This window comes from Streptomyces sp. NPDC054841 (genome assembly GCF_053611045.1).
Genome location: NZ_JBSGZO010000120.1, coordinates 1 through 20,510, shown reverse-complemented (window position 1 = coordinate 20,510; position 20,510 = coordinate 1). Strand labels below are relative to the sequence as shown.

Annotated in this window: 21 protein-coding genes; 12 read left to right on the top strand and 9 right to left on the bottom strand. The window is 68.9% G+C overall.

Translation table 11 applies throughout. The features are described 5' to 3' along the window. Window positions 1-79 precede the first annotated feature (79 nt). Window positions 80-1,573, top strand: a complete 1,494-nt coding sequence (locus ACWGI8_RS18125) for a glycosyltransferase family 87 protein (protein WP_453662032.1) — start codon at window positions 80-82, stop codon at window positions 1,571-1,573. 53 nt (window positions 1,574-1,626) lie between these two features. On the opposite strand, the gene ACWGI8_RS18120 is transcribed toward ACWGI8_RS18125, so the two are convergent. The 3 genes from ACWGI8_RS18120 to ACWGI8_RS18110 all read right to left on the bottom strand — a co-directional run bounded on the left by ACWGI8_RS18120 (window position 1,627) and on the right by ACWGI8_RS18110 (window position 4,264). Then, complete coding sequence (locus ACWGI8_RS18120) at window positions 1,627-2,658, bottom strand: alanine racemase (RefSeq protein WP_453662030.1); 1,032 nt, start codon at window positions 2,656-2,658, stop codon at window positions 1,627-1,629. Between the two features lie 64 nt (window positions 2,659-2,722). Next, window positions 2,723-3,841 (bottom strand): lipid II:glycine glycyltransferase FemX, encoded by a 1,119-nt coding sequence (locus ACWGI8_RS18115; protein ID WP_453662029.1) that lies wholly within the window; start codon window positions 3,839-3,841, stop codon window positions 2,723-2,725. Window positions 3,842-3,946: 105 nt separating this feature from the next. Beyond that, window positions 3,947-4,264: a hypothetical protein gene (locus ACWGI8_RS18110; RefSeq protein WP_453662027.1), complete on the bottom strand. Its 318-nt coding sequence runs from the start codon at window positions 4,262-4,264 to the stop codon at window positions 3,947-3,949. 284 nt (window positions 4,265-4,548) lie between these two features. Here ACWGI8_RS18110 and rpsF point away from each other — a divergent pair, with 284 nt between their 5' ends. From rpsF to rplI, 4 genes are all read left to right on the top strand, one after another. Continuing rightward, the gene (rpsF, locus tag ACWGI8_RS18105) at window positions 4,549-4,839 is read left to right on the top strand and encodes a 30S ribosomal protein S6 (RefSeq protein WP_004950685.1); all 291 of its coding nucleotides are present in this window, start codon (window positions 4,549-4,551) and stop codon (window positions 4,837-4,839) included. Between the two features lie 73 nt (window positions 4,840-4,912). Next, window positions 4,913-5,488 (top strand): single-stranded DNA-binding protein, encoded by a 576-nt coding sequence (locus tag ACWGI8_RS18100; protein ID WP_453662025.1) that lies wholly within the window; start codon window positions 4,913-4,915, stop codon window positions 5,486-5,488. 57 nt (window positions 5,489-5,545) lie between these two features. Next, entirely contained in the window at window positions 5,546-5,782 is a 237-nt protein-coding gene (gene rpsR, locus ACWGI8_RS18095) for a 30S ribosomal protein S18 (RefSeq protein WP_005315025.1), read from the top strand. Window positions 5,783-5,800: 18 nt separating this feature from the next. Beyond that, the gene (gene rplI, locus ACWGI8_RS18090) at window positions 5,801-6,247 is read left to right on the top strand and encodes a 50S ribosomal protein L9 (protein ID WP_453662024.1); all 447 of its coding nucleotides are present in this window, start codon (window positions 5,801-5,803) and stop codon (window positions 6,245-6,247) included. 117 nt (window positions 6,248-6,364) lie between these two features. Here the strand turns inward: rplI and ACWGI8_RS18085 are convergent, their stop codons facing one another. Continuing rightward, complete coding sequence (locus ACWGI8_RS18085) at window positions 6,365-7,702, bottom strand: MATE family efflux transporter (protein WP_453662023.1); 1,338 nt, start codon at window positions 7,700-7,702, stop codon at window positions 6,365-6,367. A gap of 424 nt (window positions 7,703-8,126) precedes the next feature. On the opposite strand from ACWGI8_RS18085, the gene dnaB reads away from it, so the two are divergent. Further along, window positions 8,127-9,611, top strand: a complete 1,485-nt coding sequence (gene dnaB, locus ACWGI8_RS18080) for a replicative DNA helicase (protein WP_453662021.1) — start codon at window positions 8,127-8,129, stop codon at window positions 9,609-9,611. Window positions 9,612-9,761: 150 nt separating this feature from the next. Beyond that, window positions 9,762-10,190, top strand: a complete 429-nt coding sequence (locus ACWGI8_RS18075; RefSeq protein WP_453662019.1) for a VOC family protein — start codon at window positions 9,762-9,764, stop codon at window positions 10,188-10,190. A 132-nt stretch (window positions 10,191-10,322) separates the two neighbouring features. Here the strand turns inward: ACWGI8_RS18075 and ACWGI8_RS18070 are convergent, their stop codons facing one another. Together ACWGI8_RS18070 and ACWGI8_RS18065 are read right to left on the bottom strand one after the other, a co-directional pair. Then, window positions 10,323-10,895 carry a hypothetical protein gene (locus ACWGI8_RS18070; RefSeq protein WP_453662018.1) on the bottom strand — a complete coding sequence of 191 codons (573 nt, stop codon included), beginning with the start codon at window positions 10,893-10,895 and terminating at the stop codon, window positions 10,323-10,325. A gap of 140 nt (window positions 10,896-11,035) precedes the next feature. Then, window positions 11,036-11,404, bottom strand: a complete 369-nt coding sequence (locus tag ACWGI8_RS18065; protein WP_453662017.1) for a hypothetical protein — start codon at window positions 11,402-11,404, stop codon at window positions 11,036-11,038. A gap of 248 nt (window positions 11,405-11,652) precedes the next feature. Here ACWGI8_RS18065 and ACWGI8_RS18060 point away from each other — a divergent pair, with 248 nt between their 5' ends. From ACWGI8_RS18060 to ACWGI8_RS18050, 3 genes are all read left to right on the top strand, one after another. Next, entirely contained in the window at window positions 11,653-13,623 is a 1,971-nt protein-coding gene (locus ACWGI8_RS18060; protein WP_453662016.1) for a hypothetical protein, read from the top strand. A gap of 208 nt (window positions 13,624-13,831) precedes the next feature. Continuing rightward, the gene (locus ACWGI8_RS18055; protein WP_453662014.1) at window positions 13,832-15,610 is read left to right on the top strand and encodes a hypothetical protein; all 1,779 of its coding nucleotides are present in this window, start codon (window positions 13,832-13,834) and stop codon (window positions 15,608-15,610) included. A gap of 176 nt (window positions 15,611-15,786) precedes the next feature. Then, complete coding sequence (locus tag ACWGI8_RS18050; RefSeq protein WP_453662012.1) at window positions 15,787-17,169, top strand: serine hydrolase domain-containing protein; 1,383 nt, start codon at window positions 15,787-15,789, stop codon at window positions 17,167-17,169. A gap of 142 nt (window positions 17,170-17,311) precedes the next feature. Here ACWGI8_RS18050 and ACWGI8_RS18045 read toward each other — a convergent pair whose 3' ends face one another. The 3 genes from ACWGI8_RS18045 to ACWGI8_RS18035 form a co-directional block, all read right to left on the bottom strand. Further along, a complete protein-coding gene (locus ACWGI8_RS18045) occupies window positions 17,312-17,482 on the bottom strand; it encodes a hypothetical protein (protein ID WP_453662011.1) in 171 nt (56 codons plus the stop codon). Between the two features lie 25 nt (window positions 17,483-17,507). Further along, entirely contained in the window at window positions 17,508-17,960 is a 453-nt protein-coding gene (locus ACWGI8_RS18040; RefSeq protein ID WP_453662010.1) for an N-acetyltransferase family protein, read from the bottom strand. A gap of 96 nt (window positions 17,961-18,056) precedes the next feature. Further along, window positions 18,057-18,533: a MarR family winged helix-turn-helix transcriptional regulator gene (locus ACWGI8_RS18035; RefSeq protein ID WP_453662008.1), complete on the bottom strand. Its 477-nt coding sequence runs from the start codon at window positions 18,531-18,533 to the stop codon at window positions 18,057-18,059. A gap of 173 nt (window positions 18,534-18,706) precedes the next feature. Between ACWGI8_RS18035 and ACWGI8_RS18030 the strand changes: the two genes are divergently transcribed. After that, window positions 18,707-19,924: an MFS transporter gene (locus tag ACWGI8_RS18030; RefSeq protein ID WP_453662006.1), complete on the top strand. Its 1,218-nt coding sequence runs from the start codon at window positions 18,707-18,709 to the stop codon at window positions 19,922-19,924. A gap of 66 nt (window positions 19,925-19,990) precedes the next feature. After that, the gene (locus ACWGI8_RS18025; RefSeq protein ID WP_453662004.1) at window positions 19,991-20,419 is read left to right on the top strand and encodes a GlcG/HbpS family heme-binding protein; all 429 of its coding nucleotides are present in this window, start codon (window positions 19,991-19,993) and stop codon (window positions 20,417-20,419) included. Window positions 20,420-20,510 lie beyond the last annotated feature (91 nt).

Below are 20,510 nucleotides of genomic sequence, written 5' to 3'. Positions count from 1 at the left end.
CGTCGATTCCGGTGCGGCGGCCCTCGCCGTTGTCCACAGGCCGTACGCGTCCACAGCCCCGTACGGCAGGATGTGCTCCATGCCGAGCCCACAGAAGACGATCGTGCAGAAGGACCAGCCGCTGGTATGTCCCACGCAGCGGGACGAGGTCGCGGCGGCCGGCAGTGAGCTGATCGGTGGTCCCGTGGGCCGTTGGGCGTGGGTCGGCAGCGGCTGGTTCACGCCTGTGCGGGTCGTCGCCCTGGTGGCGATCGGGATGTTCGCGCTCGGCATGGTGCAGAAGATCCCCTGCTACGACTGGGCGTGGTTCCGTGGCACGAGCTCGCAGTACACGCACGCCTGCTACTCGGACATCCCGCACCTCTTCCTCGGGCGGGGCTTCGCCGACGGTCAGGTTCCGTACTTCGACCGGCTGAGCGGCGACATGGAGTATCTCGAATACCCCGTTCTGACAGGGCTGTTCATGCAGGCCGCCGCCTGGCTGACGCCATCCGGCGGGTCCATCCAGCACCGCGAGCAGATGTACTGGATGGTCAATGCGGGCATGCTGCTGATCTGCACCGCCGTCATCGCCGTGTGCGTTGCCCGCACGCACCGCCGCAGGCCCTGGGACGGGCTACTGGTCGCGCTCGCGCCCGCGTTCGCGCTCACCGCCACCATCAACTGGGATCTGCTGGCCGTGGCCCTCACGGCGGCGGCGATGCTCATGTGGTCACGTGGACGGTCCCTGGCCTTCGGCATCCTCATCGGACTCGCGACCGCCGCCAAGCTCTATCCGGTCCTGTTGCTCGGGCCTCTCCTGGTGCTGTGCTGGAGGGCGGGCAAATACCGGGCGTACGGGGCAGCCCTGCTGGGTGCGGCGGGCTCCTGGCTGATCGTGAACCTGCCGGTGATGCTGCTCGCCCCCGAGGGGTGGAAGAAGTTCTACACCTTCAGCCAGGAGCGGCAGGTCGACTTCGGCTCCTTCTGGCTGATCATCACCCAGCGCACGGGCGAGCCGCTCGACGTCGACACGGTCAACACGTACGCGACGCTGCTGATGCTGCTGGCTTGCGCAGGTCTCGCAGCGCTGGCGCTCACCGCACCGCGCCGGCCGCGGTTCGCGCAGCTCGCCTTCCTGGTCGTGGCGGCGTTCATCCTCACCAACAAGGTCTACTCGCCGCAGTACGTGTTGTGGCTGATCCCTCTCGCCGCGCTGGCCAGGCCACGCTGGCGGGACTTCCTGATCTGGCAGGCCTGCGAGGTCATGTACTTCCTGGGGATCTGGACGTACCTCGCGTACACGACAAGCGGCGACAAACACCAAGGCCTGCCCACGGAGGGCTACCAGCTGGCGATCGCCGTGCATCTGCTGGGGACGCTCTACCTGTGCGCCGTGGTCGTACGGGACATCCTGATGCCGGAGCGTGACGTCGTACGGCAGGACGGAACCGACGACCCGTCCGGCGGGGTGCTGGACAGGGCACAGGACGTGTTCGTGCTCGGCCAGGCGGCGCATCCACCGCGGCACGCCGCGCACGCGGTTGAGGGGCCGCGGGTGGAGTGGGGAACCACAGGGACCGCGGGAGGCTAGCCGCGGCGCGCGCTGCGCGGGGCCGGCGGGCGGGCCGGGCCCCGTGGACAGGCCTAGCGGTCGACCAGGCGGTCGAACTGCGTGGTCGTGTGGCGCAGATGGGCGACCAGCTCATCGCCGACCTTCGGCTCCTGCGAGTCCGCCGGTACGAAGAGGATCGACACCTGCATGTGCGGCGGCTCGGCGAACCAGCGCTGCTTGCCTGCCCAGACGAACGGCGACAGGTTGCGGTTGACGGTCGCCAGACCCGCGCGGGCGACGCCCTTGGCGCGCGGCATGACGCCGTGCAGGGCCTTCGGCGCCTCCAGGCCGACCCCGTGGGACGTGCCGCCTGCGACGACCACCAGCCAGCCGTCCGAAGCGGCCTTCTGCTGGCGGTAGCCGAAACGGTCGCCCTTGGCGACGCGGGTGACGTCGAGGACAGAGCCCCGGTACTCGGTCGCTTCGTGGTCACCGAGCCACAGCCGCGTGCCGATCCGCGCACGGAAGCGGGTCTGCGGGAACTGCTGCTGGAGCCGCGCCAGTTCCTCGGCGCGCAGATGGCTCACAAACATGGTGTGCAGGGGCAGCCGCGCGGCGCGCAGCCGGTCCATCCAGACGATGACCTCCTCGACCGCGTCGGAGCCGTCCGTGCGGTCCAGCGGCAGATGCAGGGCGAAGCCCTCGAGGCGTACGTCCTCGATCGCTGTGTTCAGCTGGCCCAGTTCCTGCTCGGAGACACCGTGACGCTTCATGGAGCTCATGCACTCGATGACGACGCGCGCGCCGACCAGGGCGTGCACACCGTCGACCGAGGAGACCGAGCGGACGACCCGGTCCGGCAGCGGAACCGGTTCCTCGCCTCGCCGGAACGGGGTGAGGACGAGGAGGTCGCCGCTGAACCAGTCCTTTATCCGGGCCGCTTCATAGGTCGTGCCCACGGCGAGCATGTCCGAGCCGAAGCGCGTCGTTTCTTCGGCGAGGCGCTCATGACCGAACCCGTAGCCGTTGCCCTTGCAGACCGGGACGAGGCCCGGGAACTGGTCGATCACGGACTTCTGGTGCGCCCGCCAGCGTGCGGTGTCTACGTAGAGGGAGAGCGCCATGGCCGGACCGGAACCTTTCTGGTGGCAGCGGTGTATCAGAGATATGAGCGAGGTTACGGAAGGATCAGCGGCGCGACATGTAGATGTCGAGCGCCTTGTGCAGGAGCTTGTTGAGCGGGAAGTCCCACTCGCCGACGTATTCGACGGCCTCTCCGCCGGTGCCGACCTTGAACTGGATCAGGCCGAAGAGGTGGTCGGTCTCGTCGAGCGAGTCGCTGATACCGCGCAGGTCGTAGACGGTGGCACCCATGGCGTAGGCGTCGCGGAGCATCCGCCACTGCATCGCGTTCGAGGGTCGGAACTCGCGGCCGATGTTGTCGGAAGCGCCGTACGAGTACCAGACGTGCCCGCCGACGACGAGCATCGTCGCCGCAGACAGGTTCACCCCGTTGTGCCGCGCGAAGTAGAGACGCATGCGGTTCGGGTCCTCGCTGTTCAGCACCGTCCACATGCGCTGGAAGTACGAAAGCGGGCGGGGCCGGAAGCGGTCGCGCTCGGCTGTGATCTCGTACAGCCGCTGCCACTCGGCGAGGTCGTCGTAGCCGCCCTGGACGACCTCGACGCCGGCCTTCTCGGCCTTCTTGATGTTGCGTCGCCACAGCTGGTTGAAGCCCTTGAGGACATCGTCGAGCGACCGGTTGGCCAGGGGCACCTGGTAGACGTACCGGGGCTGTACGTCACCGAAGCCGGCGCCGCCGTCCTCGCCCTGCTGCCAGCCCATCTTGCGCAGCCGGTCCGCGACCTCGAAGGCACGCGGTTCGATGTGGGTGGCTTCGACGTCACGCAGACGCTTCACATCCGGGTCCTGGATACCGGCCTTGATCGCAGGCGCGTCCCAGCGGCGGATGACGACCGGCGGGCCCATCTTCACGGAGAAGGCGCCCTGGTGCTTGAGGTGCGCCAGCATCGGCTGCAGCCAGTCGTCCAGGTTCGGGGCGTACCAGTTGATCACCGGGCCCTCGGGCAGATACGCCAGGTACCGCTTGATCTTGGGCAGCTGGCGGTACAGGACGAGACCGACTCCGACGAGCTCCCCGCTCTTGTCGAACCAGCCAAGGCTCTCCGAGCGCCACTCGGTCTTGACATCCGCCCACGCCGGGACCTGGCAGTGACTCGCCGCGGGCAGGCTCTGGATGTATGCCAGATGCTGCTCTCGGTTGATGGTCCTCAGGGTCAGGCTCATGCGGGGTGCTCCTCGGCAGGTGTGTCCCCATGGGTCAGGGGCTCCGGCTCTCGCGCCGAAGCCTACTGGGCCGTGGCAACACCCCGCGTGGCCGTGAGCGAAGGGCTAGTAGCCGATCAAGCTACCGAAGAGCCCGCCGTGTGCCATCCCGAGGTAGAAGCCCAAGGCTGAGGCACCGAGTCCGATGATCAAGAGGAAGCGTTCACGGGTCGTGGCGGAGATGAACTGGCCGTACGCGCCCGTGAAAATTCCGATCAGCCCGGACCAGGAGCTGAGCAGGTGGAGGCCGTCGAACAGGGCGGACGCAAAGGCCACGACACCCAGGACCAGGGTCACCACCGTCAGGGTGTCCTGGAGTGGATGAGGTTTGCCGTCCGTGGCGAGGAGAGAGCCGGTGGGGTTCGATCGCATTGTCTGTGCCATGAAGCGCCTCCTGGCGTTCCCGGAAAGGCGGCGCACTGTGACGCCGCCCACACCCGATGGATACAGGGTGCGGCCCATCGCGGCCGGATTTCAACAGGAAGCGGGTGTGCGGGTACTCTGTACGGTCTGCACCGGTGTCTGCCCAGGCCAGCACTCGATCCCTCGCTTGTCGAGGCCGATTGTCAGTGGCGCCTGATTTACTCGTAGACATCGATGCTTACGCATCACGACCCTCCTGCCACGGAACGACCGTGGCCGCTGAGTCCAAAGGAGGTGGGTTCCACATGCGTCACTACGAGGTGATGGTCATCCTCGACCCCGATCTCGAGGAGCGCGCTGTCTCCCCGCTGATCGAGAACTTCCTCTCCGTCGTCCGTGAGGGCAACGGAAAGGTTGAGAAGGTCGACACCTGGGGCCGTCGTCGTCTCGCTTACGAGATCAAGAAGAAGCCCGAGGGCATCTACTCGGTCATCGACCTGCAGGCCGAGCCTGCGGTCGTCAAGGAGCTCGACCGCCAGATGAACCTGAACGAGTCGGTCCTCCGGACCAAGGTCCTCCGTCCCGAGACCCACTGAGCTCCTAGCTCAGAGGTCATCGGGTTCGAGTAGCAGCAAGCAGCCAGCAGCAATCCCGCCGAGAGGTTCACCCATGGCAGGCGAGACCGTCATCACGGTCGTCGGCAATCTCGTCGACGACCCCGAGCTGCGCTTCACCCCGTCCGGTGCGGCGGTCGCGAAGTTCCGCGTCGCGTCCACTCCCCGCACCTTCGACCGTCAGACCAATGAGTGGAAGGACGGCGAGAGCCTGTTCCTCACCTGCTCGGTCTGGCGTCAGGCGGCGGAGAACGTCGCCGAGTCGCTCCAGCGCGGCATGCGTGTCGTCGTGCAGGGCCGGCTGAAGCAGCGGTCCTACGAGGACCGCGAGGGAGTCAAGCGCACGGTCTACGAGCTGGACGTCGAGGAAGTCGGCCCCAGCCTCAAGAACGCCACGGCCAAGGTCACCAAGACCACCGGTCGCGGTGGCCAGGGCGGCTACGGCGGCGGCCAGCAGGGCGGCGGCAACTGGGGCGGCGGTCCCAGCGGTGGCCAGCAGGGTGGCGGCGGTGCTCCCGCCGACGACCCCTGGGCCACCAGTGCGCCGGCCGGCGGTCAGCAGCAGGGCGGCAGCGGTGGCGGCTGGGGCGGAAGCTCCGGCGGCGGCTACTCGGACGAGCCCCCCTTCTAGGGATCCGTCCCAGGGGCAGCTCGTACCCCCACTTCTTGATCACACAGGAGATACACCATGGCGAAGCCGCCTGTGCGCAAGCCGAAGAAGAAGGTCTGCGCTTTCTGCAAGGACAAGACCGCGTACGTGGACTACAAGGACACGAACATGCTGCGGAAGTTCATTTCCGACCGCGGCAAGATCCGTGCCCGTCGCGTGACCGGCAACTGCACGCAGCACCAGCGTGACGTCGCCACGGCCGTCAAGAACAGCCGTGAGATGGCGCTGCTGCCCTACACGTCCACCGCGCGCTAAGGGAAGGGTGACCGAAAAATGAAGATCATCCTCACCCACGAGGTCTCTGGCCTCGGTGCCGCCGGTGACGTCGTCGACGTCAAGGACGGCTACGCTCGCAACTACCTGGTCCCGCGCGGTTTCGCGATCCGCTGGACCAAGGGTGGCGAGAAGGACGTCGAGCAGATCCGCCGCGCCCGCAAGATCCACGAGATCGCGACCATCGAGCAGGCCAACGAGATCAAGGCTCGCCTCGAGGGCGTGAAGGTGCGTCTGGCCGTTCGCTCCGGCGACGCCGGCCGCCTCTTCGGCTCCGTGACTCCGGCTGACATCGCTTCCGCGATCAAGTCCGCCGGTGGCCCGGACGTCGACAAGCGCCGCGTCGAGCTCGGTTCGCCGATCAAGACCCTGGGCTCGCACCAGGTGTCCGTGCGTCTGCACCCCGAGGTTGCCGCGAATCTCGGCATCGAGGTTGTCGCCGCCTGAGCGACCGCTCGCAGAGCATGAGAGGGCCGCACCTGCCTGGTGCGGCCCTCTCGCTGTTTCACGTGAAACGGGTTGGGGGGTGGCTGTTTCACGTGAAACAGCCACAGCAGCCGCTCGTCAGCGGGTTGCTCCCGTGACGATCCAGCGGCCGGAACGGGTGCGCAGCCACAGGGTCAGCATGCGGACCGTCATCATCAGTGCCATCGCCCACCAGAGCGCGGTCAGTCCCCCGCCGAGGGCTGGGACGAGCAGGGCGACGGGGGCGAAGACCGCGAGGGTCACCACCATCGCCCCAGCCAGATAGGGGCCGTCTCCGGCGCCCATGAGGACACCGTCCAGTACGAAGACCACGCCGGCGACAGGCTGGGAGAGCGCGACCACGAGCAAGGCCGGCAGCAGGGTGTTCTGGACCGCTTGGTCGCTGGTGAAGAGAGGGACGAAGAGCGGGCGGGCCAGCACGATCAAAGCTCCGAGCGCCAGGCCCGAGACGATGCCCCACTGCACCATGCGGCGGCAGGCTTCGCGTGCGCCTTGGGGATCGTCGGCACCCAGATACCGGCCGATGATCGCCTGTCCGGCGATGGCGATCGCGTCCAGCGCGAAGGCCATGAGGCTCCAGAGGGCGAGAATGATCTGGTGCGCGGCGATGTCGGTGTCGCCCAGGCGCGCCGCAACGGCAGTGGCGATCAGCAGGACGGCGCGCAGGGAGAGCGTTCGGACCAGAAGCGGGACGCCGGCCTGAGCACTGGCCCGTATGCCTGCGGCGTCGGGGCGCAGCGAGGCGCCGTGACGACGGGCTCCGCGAATGACCACGACGAGATAGGCGCCGGCCATTCCGCACTGGGCGATGACGGTGCCCCAGGCGGAACCTGCGATACCGAGTCCCACGCCATAGACCAGGCCTGCGTTGAGCGCCGCGTTGGCGGCGAAGCCGGCGATGGCGACGTACAGCGGCGTACGGGTGTCCTGGAGGCCGCGCAGTACACCGGTAGCGGCCATCACGACGAGCATCGCGGGGATACCGAAGCTGGATATTCGGAGATAGGCGGTGGCGTAGGGAGCAGCGGTGTCGGAGGCTCCGAAGATCTCGATGAGCCAGGGCGCCATGGGCAAGGTGACCGCGATGACGGCCGCGCCGAGCAGCAGAGCCAGCCAGATCCCGTCCATGCCCTGGCGGATGGCGGCGCCCAGTTCGCCGGCGCCGACCCTGCGCGCGACCGCCGCCGTAGTGGCGTAGGCGAGAAAGACGAAGACGCTCACCGCCGTGGTCAGCAGGGCGGCGGCGACCCCCAGTCCGGCAAGTTGCGGAGTGCCGAGGTGGCCGACGATGGCGCTGTCGACCATCAGGAAGAGCGGCTCGGCGACGAGGGCTCCGAAGGCGGGGACGGCCAGCGCGATGATCTCGCGGTCATGGCGTCGTCGGCTGGTGTTCGGTGCCGTGGGGGCCTGTGTCATGACGCTCAATCTAATCTTCCACAGGTAAGAGATGCAATGTATCTGTGGTCCTTACCAAACTGTGGGACGAGGCTTCTGCTGTGCGCCGTTTGTTCTGATCTTGGTCCAGTCGGGAAAGTTTTTCTCCCCCACAGCCGGTGGACGGAAAAACCGCAGGTCAAAGCCGTCGCGGCGGAACCGCTATGACTTTGTCCACAGTGCTGTCCCCCGGTCCGTGCACAGGTTCTGCGGGGTTCTCCACAGCATCTGGTCTGTCGTCCACATGGCCTGTGGATAACCAGATTGGCTGACGGTGCCGACAGCCCTAACGTGGACCGGCGCCCGACGTGCCAGAGAGCGGAGTCGGGCCTCTCGTTTTGTCAGTGCTGTGACGTAAAAAGATTGCCATGGCGAGGTCCGCGGAGCGGACGGGAGGAGGTGGCCGGTGAGCATTCCCGAGCCCCTGGACGATCCCTGGGCCGATACCGGTCCGGGTGACCGTCTGCCCGTCTCCCGTCCGCGACGGGGAGAGGGCCGTGGCCGCGGCCGCGAGGAGCAGCACGAGCGGGGCAGGGAAAGCGGCCCCTGGGACGACAGCTCACCCGGCTTCGAGCGGGTGCCTCCACAGGACCTCGATGCCGAACAGTCCGTCCTCGGCGGCATGCTGCTGTCCAAGGACGCCATCGCGGACGTCGTCGAGATCATCAAGGGCCATGACTTCTACCGGCCCGCGCACGAGACCGTCTATCAGGCGATCCTCGATCTGTACGCCAAGGGTGAGCCCGCCGACCCCATCACGGTGGCTGCCGAGCTGACCAAGCGCGGCGAGATCACCCGTGTCGGCGGTGCCTCGTATCTGCACACGCTCGTCCAGTCGGTCCCGACCGCGGCCAACGCCTCGTACTACGCGGAGATCGTCCACGAGCGGGCGGTGCTGCGCCGCCTCGTGGAGGCCGGCACGCGCATCACACAGATGGGATACGCGGCGGACGGCGACGTGGACGAGATCGTGAACTCGGCCCAGGCCGAGATCTACGCCGTCACCGAGCAGCGGACCAGCGAGGACTATCTGCCGCTCGGCGACATCATGGAGGGCGCGCTCGACGAGATCGAGGCGATCGGTTCGCGCAGCGGTGAGATGACCGGAGTGCCCACCGGCTTCACCGACTTCGACTCGCTCACCAACGGTCTGCATCCCGGCCAGATGATCGTCATCGCGGCCCGTCCCGCCATGGGTAAGTCCACGCTTGCACTGGACTTCGCTCGCGCCGCCTCGATCAAGAACAATCTGCCCAGCGTCATCTTCTCCCTCGAAATGGGCCGCAACGAGATCGCGATGCGTCTGCTGTCCGCCGAGGCACGCGTGGCGCTGCACCATATGCGCTCCGGGACGATGACGGATGAGGACTGGACCCGGCTGGCCCGCCGGATGCCCGATGTCTCCCAGGCTCCGCTGTACATCGACGACTCCCCGAACCTGTCGATGATGGAGATCCGCGCCAAGTGCCGCCGGCTCAAGCAGCGCAACGATCTGAAGCTGGTCGTCATCGACTATCTGCAGCTGATGCAGTCCGGAGGCTCCAAGCGGGCGGAGAGCCGACAGCAGGAGGTCTCGGACATGTCCCGTAACCTCAAGCTGCTCGCCAAGGAGCTGGAGATCCCGGTCATCGCGCTTTCTCAGCTGAACCGTGGTCCCGAGCAGCGTACGGACAAGAAGCCGATGGTCTCCGACCTGCGTGAATCCGGCTCCATCGAGCAGGACGCGGACATGGTCATCCTGCTGCACCGCGAGGACGCGTACGAGAAGGAGTCGCCGCGCGCGGGCGAGGCCGACCTGATCGTGGCCAAGCACCGTAACGGCCCGACTGCGACCATCACGGTCGCCTTCCAGGGCCACTACTCGCGCTTCGTGGACATGGCCCAGACCTGATCCACGGTCATGCAGGTTCTCAGGTCCCGTGTCCATTTCTCACCGGGGGATCTGGTCCCTTGGCGCTGCTCATGTCACGCGAGACCTCGGCCCGAGCGGCGATGACACTCCAGGGGCTCGGTGAACAGCACGCGCCACTATGGTGGACCGATGGCGTCGATCAAGAAGTTCCAAGTCACCTTCGACTGCGCAGAACCTGAGCGCCTCGCTCGTTTCTGGTGCGAGGTGTTGGGGTACGTCGTGCCGCCGCCACCGGAGGGGTTTGCCACTTGGGACGATTTCAAGCGCTCGCAGCCACCCGAGGAGCGGGATTCGTGGTTCGCCTGCATAGATCCCTCAGGAGTGGGCCCGCGACTGTACTTCCAGCGCGTCCCCGAAGGGAAGGCCGCCAAGAATCGGCTGCATCTTGATGTGCGGGTCGGCACCGGACTCGTGGGTGAAGAGCGCCTCGCCGCACTTGAGGCCGAGTGCGCACGCCTGGTCCCGCTCGGCGCGGTACACGTGCGAACGCTGTATGACGGCGATGAAGCGTGTATCCCGATGCTGGACATCGAGGGCAACGAGTTCTGTCTCGACTGAGGGGCCGCGAACGTGTCCTCGTGAAGGCCATCGACGCGGGGGCCTCAAATTTCGCCGCACGGGCGTTTGGCGCTGCGCGTCACCTTCCGCACGGGCGAGGACGGGTCATGTCCGGTCCTCCGGTCGGGCCGATCATGCCTTGGGGTCAGTGCCGCTGGGGGGGGTGCTGACCTCGTCGATGTCGGCGAGGACCTTGCGCGTGAGGCGTATCTCGATCTCGAGAATGTCGCGACGGAACTTTCCCGGGTCCCTCTCGTAGCGGGCCTTGCCGGCCGCGGAGGTGAAGGCGGATGCGGGGACGGCGTCCTGGCCCGGTGGAATGAACTTGGAGACCTCTTCGACGGCGGCCAGTGCGTACGCCATCGCGCCGCGATACTTGTGGTGCTCGGATTCGGGTGAATTGAGCATTTCGAGCCCGGCGTGGCGGGAGACGCGGTCCGCGACCTCCGCGAACTCACCGGGATCGATGACCTGGGACGGCTGAGGGCCGCCGAAGGCGGGCGGCGGCGGTGGGATTTCGTCCGCCATCAGGAAGGTGAAGAGCCGGTTGCGGCCGCACTTCCGGCATGTGCCTTCGTACACGGTGACGAGGTCGTCACCATGCTGCTCCAGGCGGTTCCGGCGGTCGAAGTCGGAGCCCCCGCACTCGCATGGGTGCAGGTCCATGTACAGGTGCGCTTCGAGTGAGGAGCGAGCTCTCAACATGGCATGACCCTAAAGTCTGTTGGGCGATATGCATATGCGCAGAGCCTGGGGAGGGGCATCACGTGGACAGGTCGGCGGACCCCCGGATGGTGCTGAGCACACTGCCGCCGTACACGTCCGCGTGCCAGGAAGAGCTCGTGTCAGCTGCGGGGCGGGACATGGGCGCGGTTGCCGCCGTTGTCCTGGGCGAGAAGCTGGACTCCCTTCAGACGGGTCGGGCCGAGGACGGGCGTCAGTACTTCGAGCTGCGGGACAGCCAGGGCGAGCCGGCGAAGATCTGGGTCGATGCCGTTCCGCTGGAGACGGGCACGATCGCCGACACGGCGACGAACACGACCTCGCAGAACTACGTCATCCGCGTCTCCGACCGTCTTCCGACCGAGCTGCTGGGACGGGTACTCGCACACGAACTCGGCGAGCTCCTTGCCGTGCGCGAGCGAGCCGCGCAGGGCCTGGCCTTCGGGCAGGAAGACTTTCTCCGTGAGGGAGCCGAACTCCCGGGGCGTCATGAGTTGTCCACCGCGGACATGGGGCGCATGGGCGAGCTCAACTGGCTCGCCGAACGGAGCCTGGACACCGGGCTGTCCGAGCAGCAGAAGACGGAGGCGCGTGCGCAGTTCTCCGCACTGCTCGACCCGTACGGGATCCGACCGACCGTCGCCATGAGCGACGGGGAGGCGTTCCACGCCCAGGCGAGGGCGGCACGCGCGACGCCCCCGCCGACGCCACCGCCCTCCAGGAGTCCCGTGACGCGGCTTTGCGTGCCGAGCGTCAGGTCGAGGCGTTCATCGGCCGGCGAGAGGTCACCATGCCCATGCCCGGCTACGACCAGAACGGGCTTCCGCTGCCGCGCGACCAGTTGGACGCGGCCACCGAGGAGTGGGCGGCATGGCGGGAGCAGGTCAGTGAGCGGACCACGCGGAAGCTGCAGGAGCAGCTCGCGGCCGGCGAGTTCCCGCTCCGCGCGGTGGTGATCGGCGGCGGGGCGAGCCTCAGCGGCCGCGATCCGGAAGCGCTGCTGGTCGACGGCGTCGGACGCTGGCATCTGGACCCCGGCGAAGGGATTGTGCAGTCGGCGGACCAGGACCGGGACCTGGCGCAGTGGATGGGGGCGGACCCGTACCGGACCGTGGACGACCCCCGGCACCGGGTGCCGATCGGGGCGGTCCGCCTGTGGGAGGACCAGTTGGCCGCCCAGGGTGACGTGGTGAACGGGCACGCGCGGCTTCGGCCCGGCAGGAACGGTGAACTCCTCACCGAGATACGTGCGTTCGGCAAGGACGGTACGGAGAGCGAGCCCCCGCTGTGGGTGGCCTGTGACGGCACGCCGAGTGTGGCGACCGGGCTGCCGGCGGAGCTTGTGCCGGGAACCGTCCGTGGCCCGGACGGGGTGGAGAGCCGCAGCGAGGCCCTGCGACTGGTCGGTGAGCGGCTGCGGGAGCTCGAGGGGCAGGGGGTTGCCGGTGCGGAAGAGTTGCGTGACTGGCTGACCAGGGCCGAACGGGGCGGCGTGGACACCCGGACCGTACTGGGCGCCCTGGACGCGTCGCCGCTCAAGGACGCCCTCCAGGCCGGGCCGGACGGCGAGCCCGCCGTCCGTGTCCAGAACTGTTTCACCGTCCTTGAGGCGACCCGTAAGTGGGAGGCCGCGCGCGAGGAGGCCCCGGGGCGGGCGCTCATGGGTGACGAGGTCGCCGAGAACCGGTTCGACGCGCGGGACGCCCAGCACTGGATCATCGCCGGATCAGGGGGGACCGGGGTCGCCAACGCGGAGATCATCCTGCTGAACAACCCTGATGCGAGGGTCACGGTCGTCGGGCGCGGTCGCCCGCCGGCAGCGCTCGAGCACCAGGTGCAGTTCGGGGCGATGGCGGAGAAGTACGGCCCGGGCGGTGAGGGACGGCTGGAGTTCGGCAACGCGACCGTGGGCGAGATCGAAACGGTCCGGGGGGAGGACGGGCGGACCCGCTTCCGGATGTCGTACACGGTCGGCAAGGACGGGGAGAAGGAGCAGAGGACGGTCGACGCGGACGGCTATGTCGCCAGTCTCGGCCGCACGAACCCCCTGCCCGCCGCCGTGCAGGTGCTCGCGGACGAGGTGCGGGACCGGGGCGGGGAGATCAAGGGGGATCTGCTCTTCGACAAGGACGATCAGTACATCGGCTACGGTCTCACCTTCGCTGTGGACGGCAGGGAGCACCGGGTGGATGTGGACGGTGCGGCATCCTGGCAGCTGCCGCGCGAGGTGTTCGCCCCGGAGACGGGCCTCCAGGCGGAGCTGAACACCATGGGCCTGCGCGCGCTGCCGGCCGAGACGGGAAACGCCGCACCGGGCTTCTCGCCCATCGCCCGGCAGAGCGCGCTCCGGGCGCGTGCCGTCGCGCAGGCGCGGGAAGGGGACGGAGAGGCGGTACAGCGGCTGTCGTCCGTACCGGAACGCTGGAAGGCTGCGGCGCGAACCGCCTCGACGGCGCGGTCCTCGTCCGCAGAACAGGCCGCGCCCGCCGAGCGGTTGGTCCCCGCGCAGCAGGCCGCGCCCGCCGAGCGGGCCACGGCCGAGGACCGGACAGTCTCCCCCGAGGAGGCCCCGGGCCGGGGCGCGCCCGGCGCCCACCTGTGGCAGTCGGGCGTCACTCGGGGCAGTGGAAGCACCCGTGGACCTGCCCGGGCGACGCCCCCGCCCCCGGAAGCCGGCCCGCCCGGGCCGGCACTCGGCTACGGGGACTGAAATCCTTCGGCACTTCGGTGGGCGACAGGCCCTGAGTCCGGGAGACGAGACGTGCCCCCGGGAATGCCCACGGAGCTGAGACACAAGCACGGCGACACGGTCTGAGACAGCCAGGGAACCCACTGGTCAGGACGATGCCCAAGGACATGGCCGCGAGATCCTCCAACAGCCGTGCAGGGCTTCAAGCCCGTCCCCGTAGGGTCGCCCCATGATGGAGCGGCTCGACGAGGTGGACTGGGCAGGGCTCACGCACGCGTACGGGCCAGCGGACGATGTGCCGGAGCTGTTGCGGGCGGCGGGGGACGCGGAGGAAGGCGTACGGGACGAGGCGCTCGACGAACTGGTCTCCTCGCTCTGCCATCAGGGGACGGTGTATTCGAGCACAGCGCCTGCCGTGCCGTTTCTCGGCCGGCTCGCGCTCCACGGGCCGGGCCACAGGGTGGAGCTGCTGTGGCTGATCGGTGCGATCGCCGATGGCAACGGGAACCGCAATGACCTCGCGGCGGTGCGGCGCGCGATCGCTGAAGTGGTGCCTTCGCTGCTCGGCCTCGTGGTGGATGAGGCGCGCGGCGTACGGCGGGCGATGGTGTGGCTGATCGCGGCGTGCGGGGAGGGCGCGTTGCCGCTGATGCCGTTGCTGCGGGCGCGGTTGGCGAGCGAACAGGACACGGAGGTGCGGGCGGATCTTGTCACCGCGCTGGGGCTGCTGGATGTCAGCGAGGGTGCCCGGACCGAGCGGGGCCGGGCGCTGCTGTCCGACCCGGAGCCCGAGGTGCGGCTGGCCGCGGCGAACGATCTGTTGCGCACGGCTGAAACTCCGTTCCCCGCGCAGCTGGTGGAGTGTGCGGTCGAGGCGTACGCGGCCCGGCCGGTGTCGCTGGGTCGGGGGCCATGGCCCGACCCCTTCCAGCCGCTCGACGAGCGGCTCCTCGACGATCCGGATGCCGCGCTGCGTGCCGTCGCACGAGGGATGCCGTTCCTCGCGCACGGCATCACCGAGCGATGGCGGGACCGCGAACGGGACGTGCTGCCCTGGCTGGTGAAGGAGGCGGAGCACGCCTACCAGTTGTACGAGATCGCACGCGTCGGGTCGGCTCTGGCGGGCGGGGAACACATGCCGTGGCTCGTCCCCTTCCTGGAGTCGTCCGATGACGACATACGCGCTGCAGCCGCTGTCGTGGCGGTACGCCTGCGGGTGCCGGACGCTGTTGGGCGGGTACTGCGACTGATGGACGAACTGCCGGAGCACAGCGGGACAGCGAATGCGGTAGCGGCCGCGGTTGAGGTTTTCGGGGCGGTTGCAGAGCCCGTGGCCGCGCGGGTCGCCGAGCGGCCGCGCGCGGAGTGGATCGGGGTACTGGCGCACTTTCCGCGACTCGCCGTGCGCTGTCTCGGTGAACTCGTCCGCGCCGTACCGGACTCGGCGGACGTGCTGGCGGCGCTCGGCCCGGACGCCGGGCCCGACGCGCGACGGGCGCTGCTCGCGGCGGCGCACGAGGGCGACGTGGGAGCAGCGCTCGCGTACGCGCGGATGACCGGGGACCACTCGCTCGCGGTTGATCACATACGAGCCGGGCTGAACGGGCACCACTGGCTCCGGTGGCTGGGTACGGCCGGCCTGGTCGGGCCCGCGGGGGCGGAGCTGCTGCCGGAGCTGGAGCGGCGGTTGTCGTCGCCGTCGCGGGACACCAAGGCGGCGGCCGCGGCGGCGATCTGGCGGATCACCGGCGACACCACGGACACCGTGGGGCCGACGGCCGACCAGCTCGCTCGGTTTCAGCACTTCTACGAGCCCCAGATGGAGTCGTTGCGGACGCTGACCGAGATGGGCCGGCTCCCACGGCAGGCGCGCCCCGCGGTGGAGCGACTCGCGTGGTCGCCGCGCCGGGTCGCGGCCGCCGACCCGTTCAACGACGGGACCCCGCATGCCGACTACGTGGCGCGTGCCCTGGCGAGGAAGCTGCTGGCCACGGCGCCTGCGGAGTGACTCCGGGTGATTCCGGATCGGGTGGTCGGCCGGGGACATCGGTTCGTGGAGGTTGCCCGAGCCATCCGTGAAGGAGAGCCCCTGGGCGCAGAGCGGATGGTTCGTGCGGCCTGGATGCCTTTCGATACTCGGAGGGCCGGTCGACCCGGGCCGGACCGTTCGGATAGATCTGGTGCATGACCTCACCTTTCGAAGCGCTTCTGCCCAGTACTGAGCGGGCCCTGCTGCACCGGGTGGCCACCGCGCAGTCCGAAGGGCGCGCCCCCTCTCTCGTCGGGGCGGTGGCCCGGGGCGGACATCGCGTCTGGAGCGGTGCGCGCAGCTGCGTGGACGGCCATGCGCCGGACGCCGACACTCAGTACCGCATCGGCTCCCTCACGAAGACCTTCACCGCCGTGCTGGTCCTGCGGCTGCGGGACGAAGGGCTGCTCGACCTGAGTGATCAGCTGGAGAAGCACCTCCCCGGCACGGGGGTGGGCGAGGTCACCGTCGCCCAACTCCTGGGGCACAGCGCGGGGCTGGTTGCCGAGAGTCCCGCGCCGTGGTGGGAGCGCACGCCCGGCACGCTCCGGCCCGAGCTGAGCGATGTACTCGGCGACAGGCCTCTCCTGCACCCTGTGGGCCGTCGGCACCATTACTCCAACCCCGGTTACACGCTGCTCGGTTCGCTGGTCGAGGCGGTGCGCGGGGAAGCGTGGGCCGAAGCGCTCCGGCGCGAGATCCTGGAACCACTGGGCATGAGCCGTACGAGTACTCAGCCGCAGGCTCCCCATGCGGGCGGATGGGCCGTGCACCCCTGGGCGGATGTGATGATGCCCGAGCCGACCGAGGATCTCGGGCTGATGGCCCCGGCCGGTCAGCTCTGGTCGACCGCCGCCGACATCTGCCGGTTCGCCGGCTTCCTGGCCGAGGGGGACGACCGCGTGCTCTCAGCAGACTCCGTATGCGAGATGCGGACACCGTCGGCGCCGCCGGAGACCGGGGAGTGGGACAGCGGGTACGGGCTCGGTCTTCAGGTCGTACGGAGGGACGGACGCACGCTCATCGGCCACACCGGGTCGCTGCCCGGGTACGTTGCCTGCCTGTGGGTGTGTGTGGAGGAAGACGTCGCCGCGGTGGTGCTGGCCAACGCCACCTCGGGGCCGCTCACCGCCGTGGTCGCCGCCGATCTCGTACGCATCGTGGCCGAGGCGGAGCCGAGCTTCCCCGAGCTGTGGCGTCCGATGCCGGAAGTGGACGAGGCGTTGCTGGAGCTGGCGGGGCCCTGGTACTGGGGCACGTACGCCTTCGGGCTGAAGCTGGTGGCGGACCGGGGCCTGGAGCTGTACCCGCTGAAGGCGAACGGCCGCGGCTCGCGCTTCCGTGCCTGCCCGGACGGCACATGGACCGGGCTGGATGGCTACTACGCGGGGGAGACGCTGCGCGTCGTGCGACGGACCGATGGCTCGGTGAGCCATCTCGATCTGGGTTCCTTCGCCTTTACGCGTGAGCCGTACGACCCTGCGGCCGATGTACCCGGTGGGGTGGACGAGAGCGGCTGGCGTGGCCTGAAGCTGTGAAGCACTGAAGCAGTCGAGTGGCGCAGACATGAGGCCGTGAAGTCGTGGGCTGGGGGCTCGCGCCGTGGTTCCCGGATCATGAGACCGGAGCGATGTTTCACGTGAAACTGGCCCGGGCCGGCCAGGCACGGCGCCCAGGCGGTCAGTTCGTGCCCCAGCGGGGTACGGTTGCGGCATCTGTGCCGTGGAGCGCGACCACCGCATCGGCGGCCTCCACTGCGGTGGAGGCGCGCACGGAGAGCGCCAGGAGATGGCGTCGCCCGAGGCGGGTACGGCGTTCTGCCGGGCTGATCCGATGCGGGGCGCTGCTCATGGCCGGATCGTAGGACGGCTGCCGGTCAGAGCGCGCGCTTGAAGCCGATGTGCGAGGCCTCGAAGCCGAGGCGCTCGTAGAAGCGGTGGGCGTCGGTGCGGGAGGCGTCGGACGTCAGCTGGACCAACTGGCAGTTCTGGCGCCGGGATTCGTCGACGGCCCATTCGATGAGCTGGGTGCCCAGGCCGCTGCCGCGTTCCTCGGCGTGGATCCGTACCGCTTCGATGATCGAGCGGTTGGCGCCGCGCCGCGAGAGGCCGGGGATGACGGTGAGCTGCAGCGTGCCGACGACTCGGCCGTCCCGCTCTGCGACCACGAGATGCTGGTTCGGATCTTTCGCCACTCGCTCGAACGCAGCGGTGTACGGAGTGAGGTCGTCCGGCGACTCGCGCTGTGTGCCCAGCGGGTCGTCTGCGAGCATCGCCACGATCGCGGGGATGTCGGCGGGGCACGCGGGCCGTATCTGAAGATCGCTCATGATCCGCAGCCTATGCGGGTGTGCTGTCGAGGGCCCGCCCGTATCGGTGCAGGCGTACGACTCGGATCAGGCGTACGAGGTGCAGGCGTACGGCGCCTACGCCGGTACCCCTGTGGTTGTCGGGATCTTCAGTTCCTCGACCGTCCTGACCAGGGGAGCCAGCTCGGGGTTCTTCGCGGCTTCGTCGAGCGCCGCGCGCAGTGCGCTGTCGTTCGTCGGCCGGGCCTCGGAGAGCAGCTTCAGGCCGGCCTCCGTGACATCGGTGTAGATGCCGCGGCGGTCGGTGTCGCAGAGATAGCGGCTGAGCAGCCCTCGGTCCTCGAGCCGGGTGACCAGACGGGTCGTGGCGCTCTGGCTGAGCACGACGGCGTCGGCGACCTGCTTCATCTGGAGATGGCCGCCCGGGCCGTTGTGCTGACGGCTCAGGACATCGAGGAGCGAGTACTCGCGCACGCTCAGATCGTGCTTGGCCTGGAGGGCCCGCTCGATACGGGCCTCGATCCTGCCGTGCAGCAGGGAGAGGGCGCACCAGCTCTGGGCGAGGGCGGTGAGTGCCGGGTCAGTCGCTGTCATCGATCTCTCCTTCGTCGAGGAGCGCCTTGAGTGCCGGGGCAGTGGGCCGTGCAGTGGCCGGAGCCCAGGATAGTCGACCCATGCAATAGCCCGCGTTTGCAATTAATCGGCGTCTGCAATTATTGTGGACGCTCGTAAGGCGCAGACGCAATCTTCTGGAAGGTGACAATCCCATGCCGCTCGCGCTCCTCGCCCTGGCCATCGGGGCATTCGGTATCGGAACCACCGAGTTCGTGATCATGGGACTGCTCCCAGAAGTCGCCGATGACTTCCAGGTCTCCATCCCCACCGCCGGCTACCTGGTCACCGGGTACGCCCTCGGGGTCGTCCTCGGCGCACCGCTGATGACCGTCCTCGGGACCAAGGTCTCCCGCAAGCGGATGCTGATGCTGCTGATGGGGCTGTTCATCGCGGGCAATGTGCTGTCCGCCGTCGCCCCGGCCTTCGGTGTGATGCTCGCCGGCCGTGTGGTGGCCTCGCTCGCCCATGGCGCGTTCTTCGGCATCGGCTCGGTGGTCGCGGCCGACCTGGTCGCCCCCGAGAAGAAGGCCGGCGCCATCGCCATGATGTTCACCGGGCTGACCGTCGCGAACGTCGTCGGTGTTCCGCTGGGCACGTTCATCGGGCAGAGCGTCGGCTGGCGCGCCACGTTCTTCATCGTCGCCGGGCTTGGCGTGCTGGGGCTCGCCGGAGTCGCGAAGCTGGTGCCGGAGCAGCCCAGGCCCGAAGGCGTACGGCTGCGCCACGAACTCGCCGCGTTCCGTAATGTGCAGGTACTGCTGGCCATGGCGATGACCGTGCTGGGCTTCGGCGGGGTCTTCGCAGCGGTCACCTACATCACGCCGATGATGACCGAGATCGCCGGCTTCGCCGACTCCTCCGTCACCTGGCTGCTCGTCCTGTTCGGCCTGGGCATGGTCGGCGGCAACCTGGTCGGCGGCAAGTTCGCGGACCGGGCGCTGATGCCGCTGCTGTACGTCTCGCTCGGTGCTCTCGCCCTCGTGCTGGGACTGTTCACGTTCACCGCGCACAACAAGATCGCGGCAGCCGTCACCATCGTGCTCGTCGGCGCGCTGGGCTTCGCCACTGTGCCGCCGCTGCAGAAGCGGGTCCTCGACCAGGCGTCGGGTGCTCCGACGCTGGCCTCGGCCGTCAACATCGGCGCCTTCAACCTGGGCAATGCGCTCTCTGCCTGGCTCGGCGGCATCGTCATCGCGGCCGGCCTCGGCTTCACCGCCCCGAACTGGGTCGGTGCCCTGCTCGCCGCCTCTGCACTCGGGCTCGCTGTCCTCTCGGCCGCCCTGGAGCGCGCTTCCGTCCGCCGCGGGAGCCGGGTCGTGGCCGCCGGTGCGGTGACAGAGCCCGTGTCCGTCCCCGCGGCGCGTCACTGAGCCTCAGCGCCCAGGCCTCTCATCCCCACCAATGCTCTGCAGCCCTACCGCACCAAGGAGTTCATCATGACCGCCACTGTCACCACCGCCGTCGCCCCGCTGACCACACAGGATGCCGAGGCTCTTGTGGAGGCCGCCCGCTCGGCAGCCGAAGCGGCCGGCGTGACCGTCGCGATCACCGTCCTCGACGCCGGGGGTCACCTGCTGGCCTTCCGCCGCGACGACCGGGCGGTGCTCATCGCAGGCGAGACCAGCACGCGCAAGGCGTTCACGGCGCTGCAGTTGAACGCCCCCACCGCGGACCTCGTCGACGCGGTGCAGCCGGGCGGACTGTTCCACACCCTCCCGACGGCCCTGGACCGCCCGCTCCTCTTCATCGCGGGCGGCGTCCCGGTCCACCGCGACGGCCGCGTCGTCGGCGCGATCGGCGTCGGAGGCGGCGCACCGCAGCAGGATCACGGCTTCGCGGTCGCGGCGGTGGAGGCCCTCGCCTAGAAGGCTGCTGAAAATCTTGTTGAGGGGCTGTCCGGCCGCAGGCCGGGCGGCCCTTTGCGCTACGCGGTGGCCGGGGCGAGATGCCAGGTGT

Excerpts from the sequence above, each read along its gene's own strand:
- ACWGI8_RS18125 (WP_453662032.1), top strand. The coding sequence starts at position 80 with ATGCCGAGCCCACAGAAGACGATCGTGCAGAAGGACCAGCCGCTGGTA.
- ACWGI8_RS18120 (WP_453662030.1), bottom strand. The coding sequence starts at position 2,658 with ATGGCGCTCTCCCTCTACGTAGACACCGCACGCTGGCGGGCGCACCAG.
- ACWGI8_RS18115 (WP_453662029.1), bottom strand. The coding sequence starts at position 3,841 with ATGAGCCTGACCCTGAGGACCATCAACCGAGAGCAGCATCTGGCATAC.
- ACWGI8_RS18110 (WP_453662027.1), bottom strand. The coding sequence starts at position 4,264 with ATGGCACAGACAATGCGATCGAACCCCACCGGCTCTCTCCTCGCCACG.
- rpsF (WP_004950685.1), top strand. The coding sequence starts at position 4,549 with ATGCGTCACTACGAGGTGATGGTCATCCTCGACCCCGATCTCGAGGAG.
- ACWGI8_RS18100 (WP_453662025.1), top strand. The coding sequence starts at position 4,913 with ATGGCAGGCGAGACCGTCATCACGGTCGTCGGCAATCTCGTCGACGAC.
- rpsR (WP_005315025.1), top strand. The coding sequence starts at position 5,546 with ATGGCGAAGCCGCCTGTGCGCAAGCCGAAGAAGAAGGTCTGCGCTTTC.
- rplI (WP_453662024.1), top strand. The coding sequence starts at position 5,801 with ATGAAGATCATCCTCACCCACGAGGTCTCTGGCCTCGGTGCCGCCGGT.
- ACWGI8_RS18085 (WP_453662023.1), bottom strand. The coding sequence starts at position 7,702 with ATGACACAGGCCCCCACGGCACCGAACACCAGCCGACGACGCCATGAC.
- ACWGI8_RS18075 (WP_453662019.1), top strand. The coding sequence starts at position 9,762 with ATGGCGTCGATCAAGAAGTTCCAAGTCACCTTCGACTGCGCAGAACCT.
- ACWGI8_RS18070 (WP_453662018.1), bottom strand. The coding sequence starts at position 10,895 with ATGTTGAGAGCTCGCTCCTCACTCGAAGCGCACCTGTACATGGACCTG.
- ACWGI8_RS18065 (WP_453662017.1), bottom strand. The coding sequence starts at position 11,404 with ATGACGCCCCGGGAGTTCGGCTCCCTCACGGAGAAAGTCTTCCTGCCC.
- ACWGI8_RS18055 (WP_453662014.1), top strand. The coding sequence starts at position 13,832 with ATGATGGAGCGGCTCGACGAGGTGGACTGGGCAGGGCTCACGCACGCG.
- ACWGI8_RS18050 (WP_453662012.1), top strand. The coding sequence starts at position 15,787 with ATGACCTCACCTTTCGAAGCGCTTCTGCCCAGTACTGAGCGGGCCCTG.
- ACWGI8_RS18045 (WP_453662011.1), bottom strand. The coding sequence starts at position 17,482 with ATGAGCAGCGCCCCGCATCGGATCAGCCCGGCAGAACGCCGTACCCGC.
- ACWGI8_RS18040 (WP_453662010.1), bottom strand. The coding sequence starts at position 17,960 with ATGAGCGATCTTCAGATACGGCCCGCGTGCCCCGCCGACATCCCCGCG.
- ACWGI8_RS18035 (WP_453662008.1), bottom strand. The coding sequence starts at position 18,533 with ATGACAGCGACTGACCCGGCACTCACCGCCCTCGCCCAGAGCTGGTGC.
- ACWGI8_RS18030 (WP_453662006.1), top strand. The coding sequence starts at position 18,707 with ATGCCGCTCGCGCTCCTCGCCCTGGCCATCGGGGCATTCGGTATCGGA.
- ACWGI8_RS18025 (WP_453662004.1), top strand. The coding sequence starts at position 19,991 with ATGACCGCCACTGTCACCACCGCCGTCGCCCCGCTGACCACACAGGAT.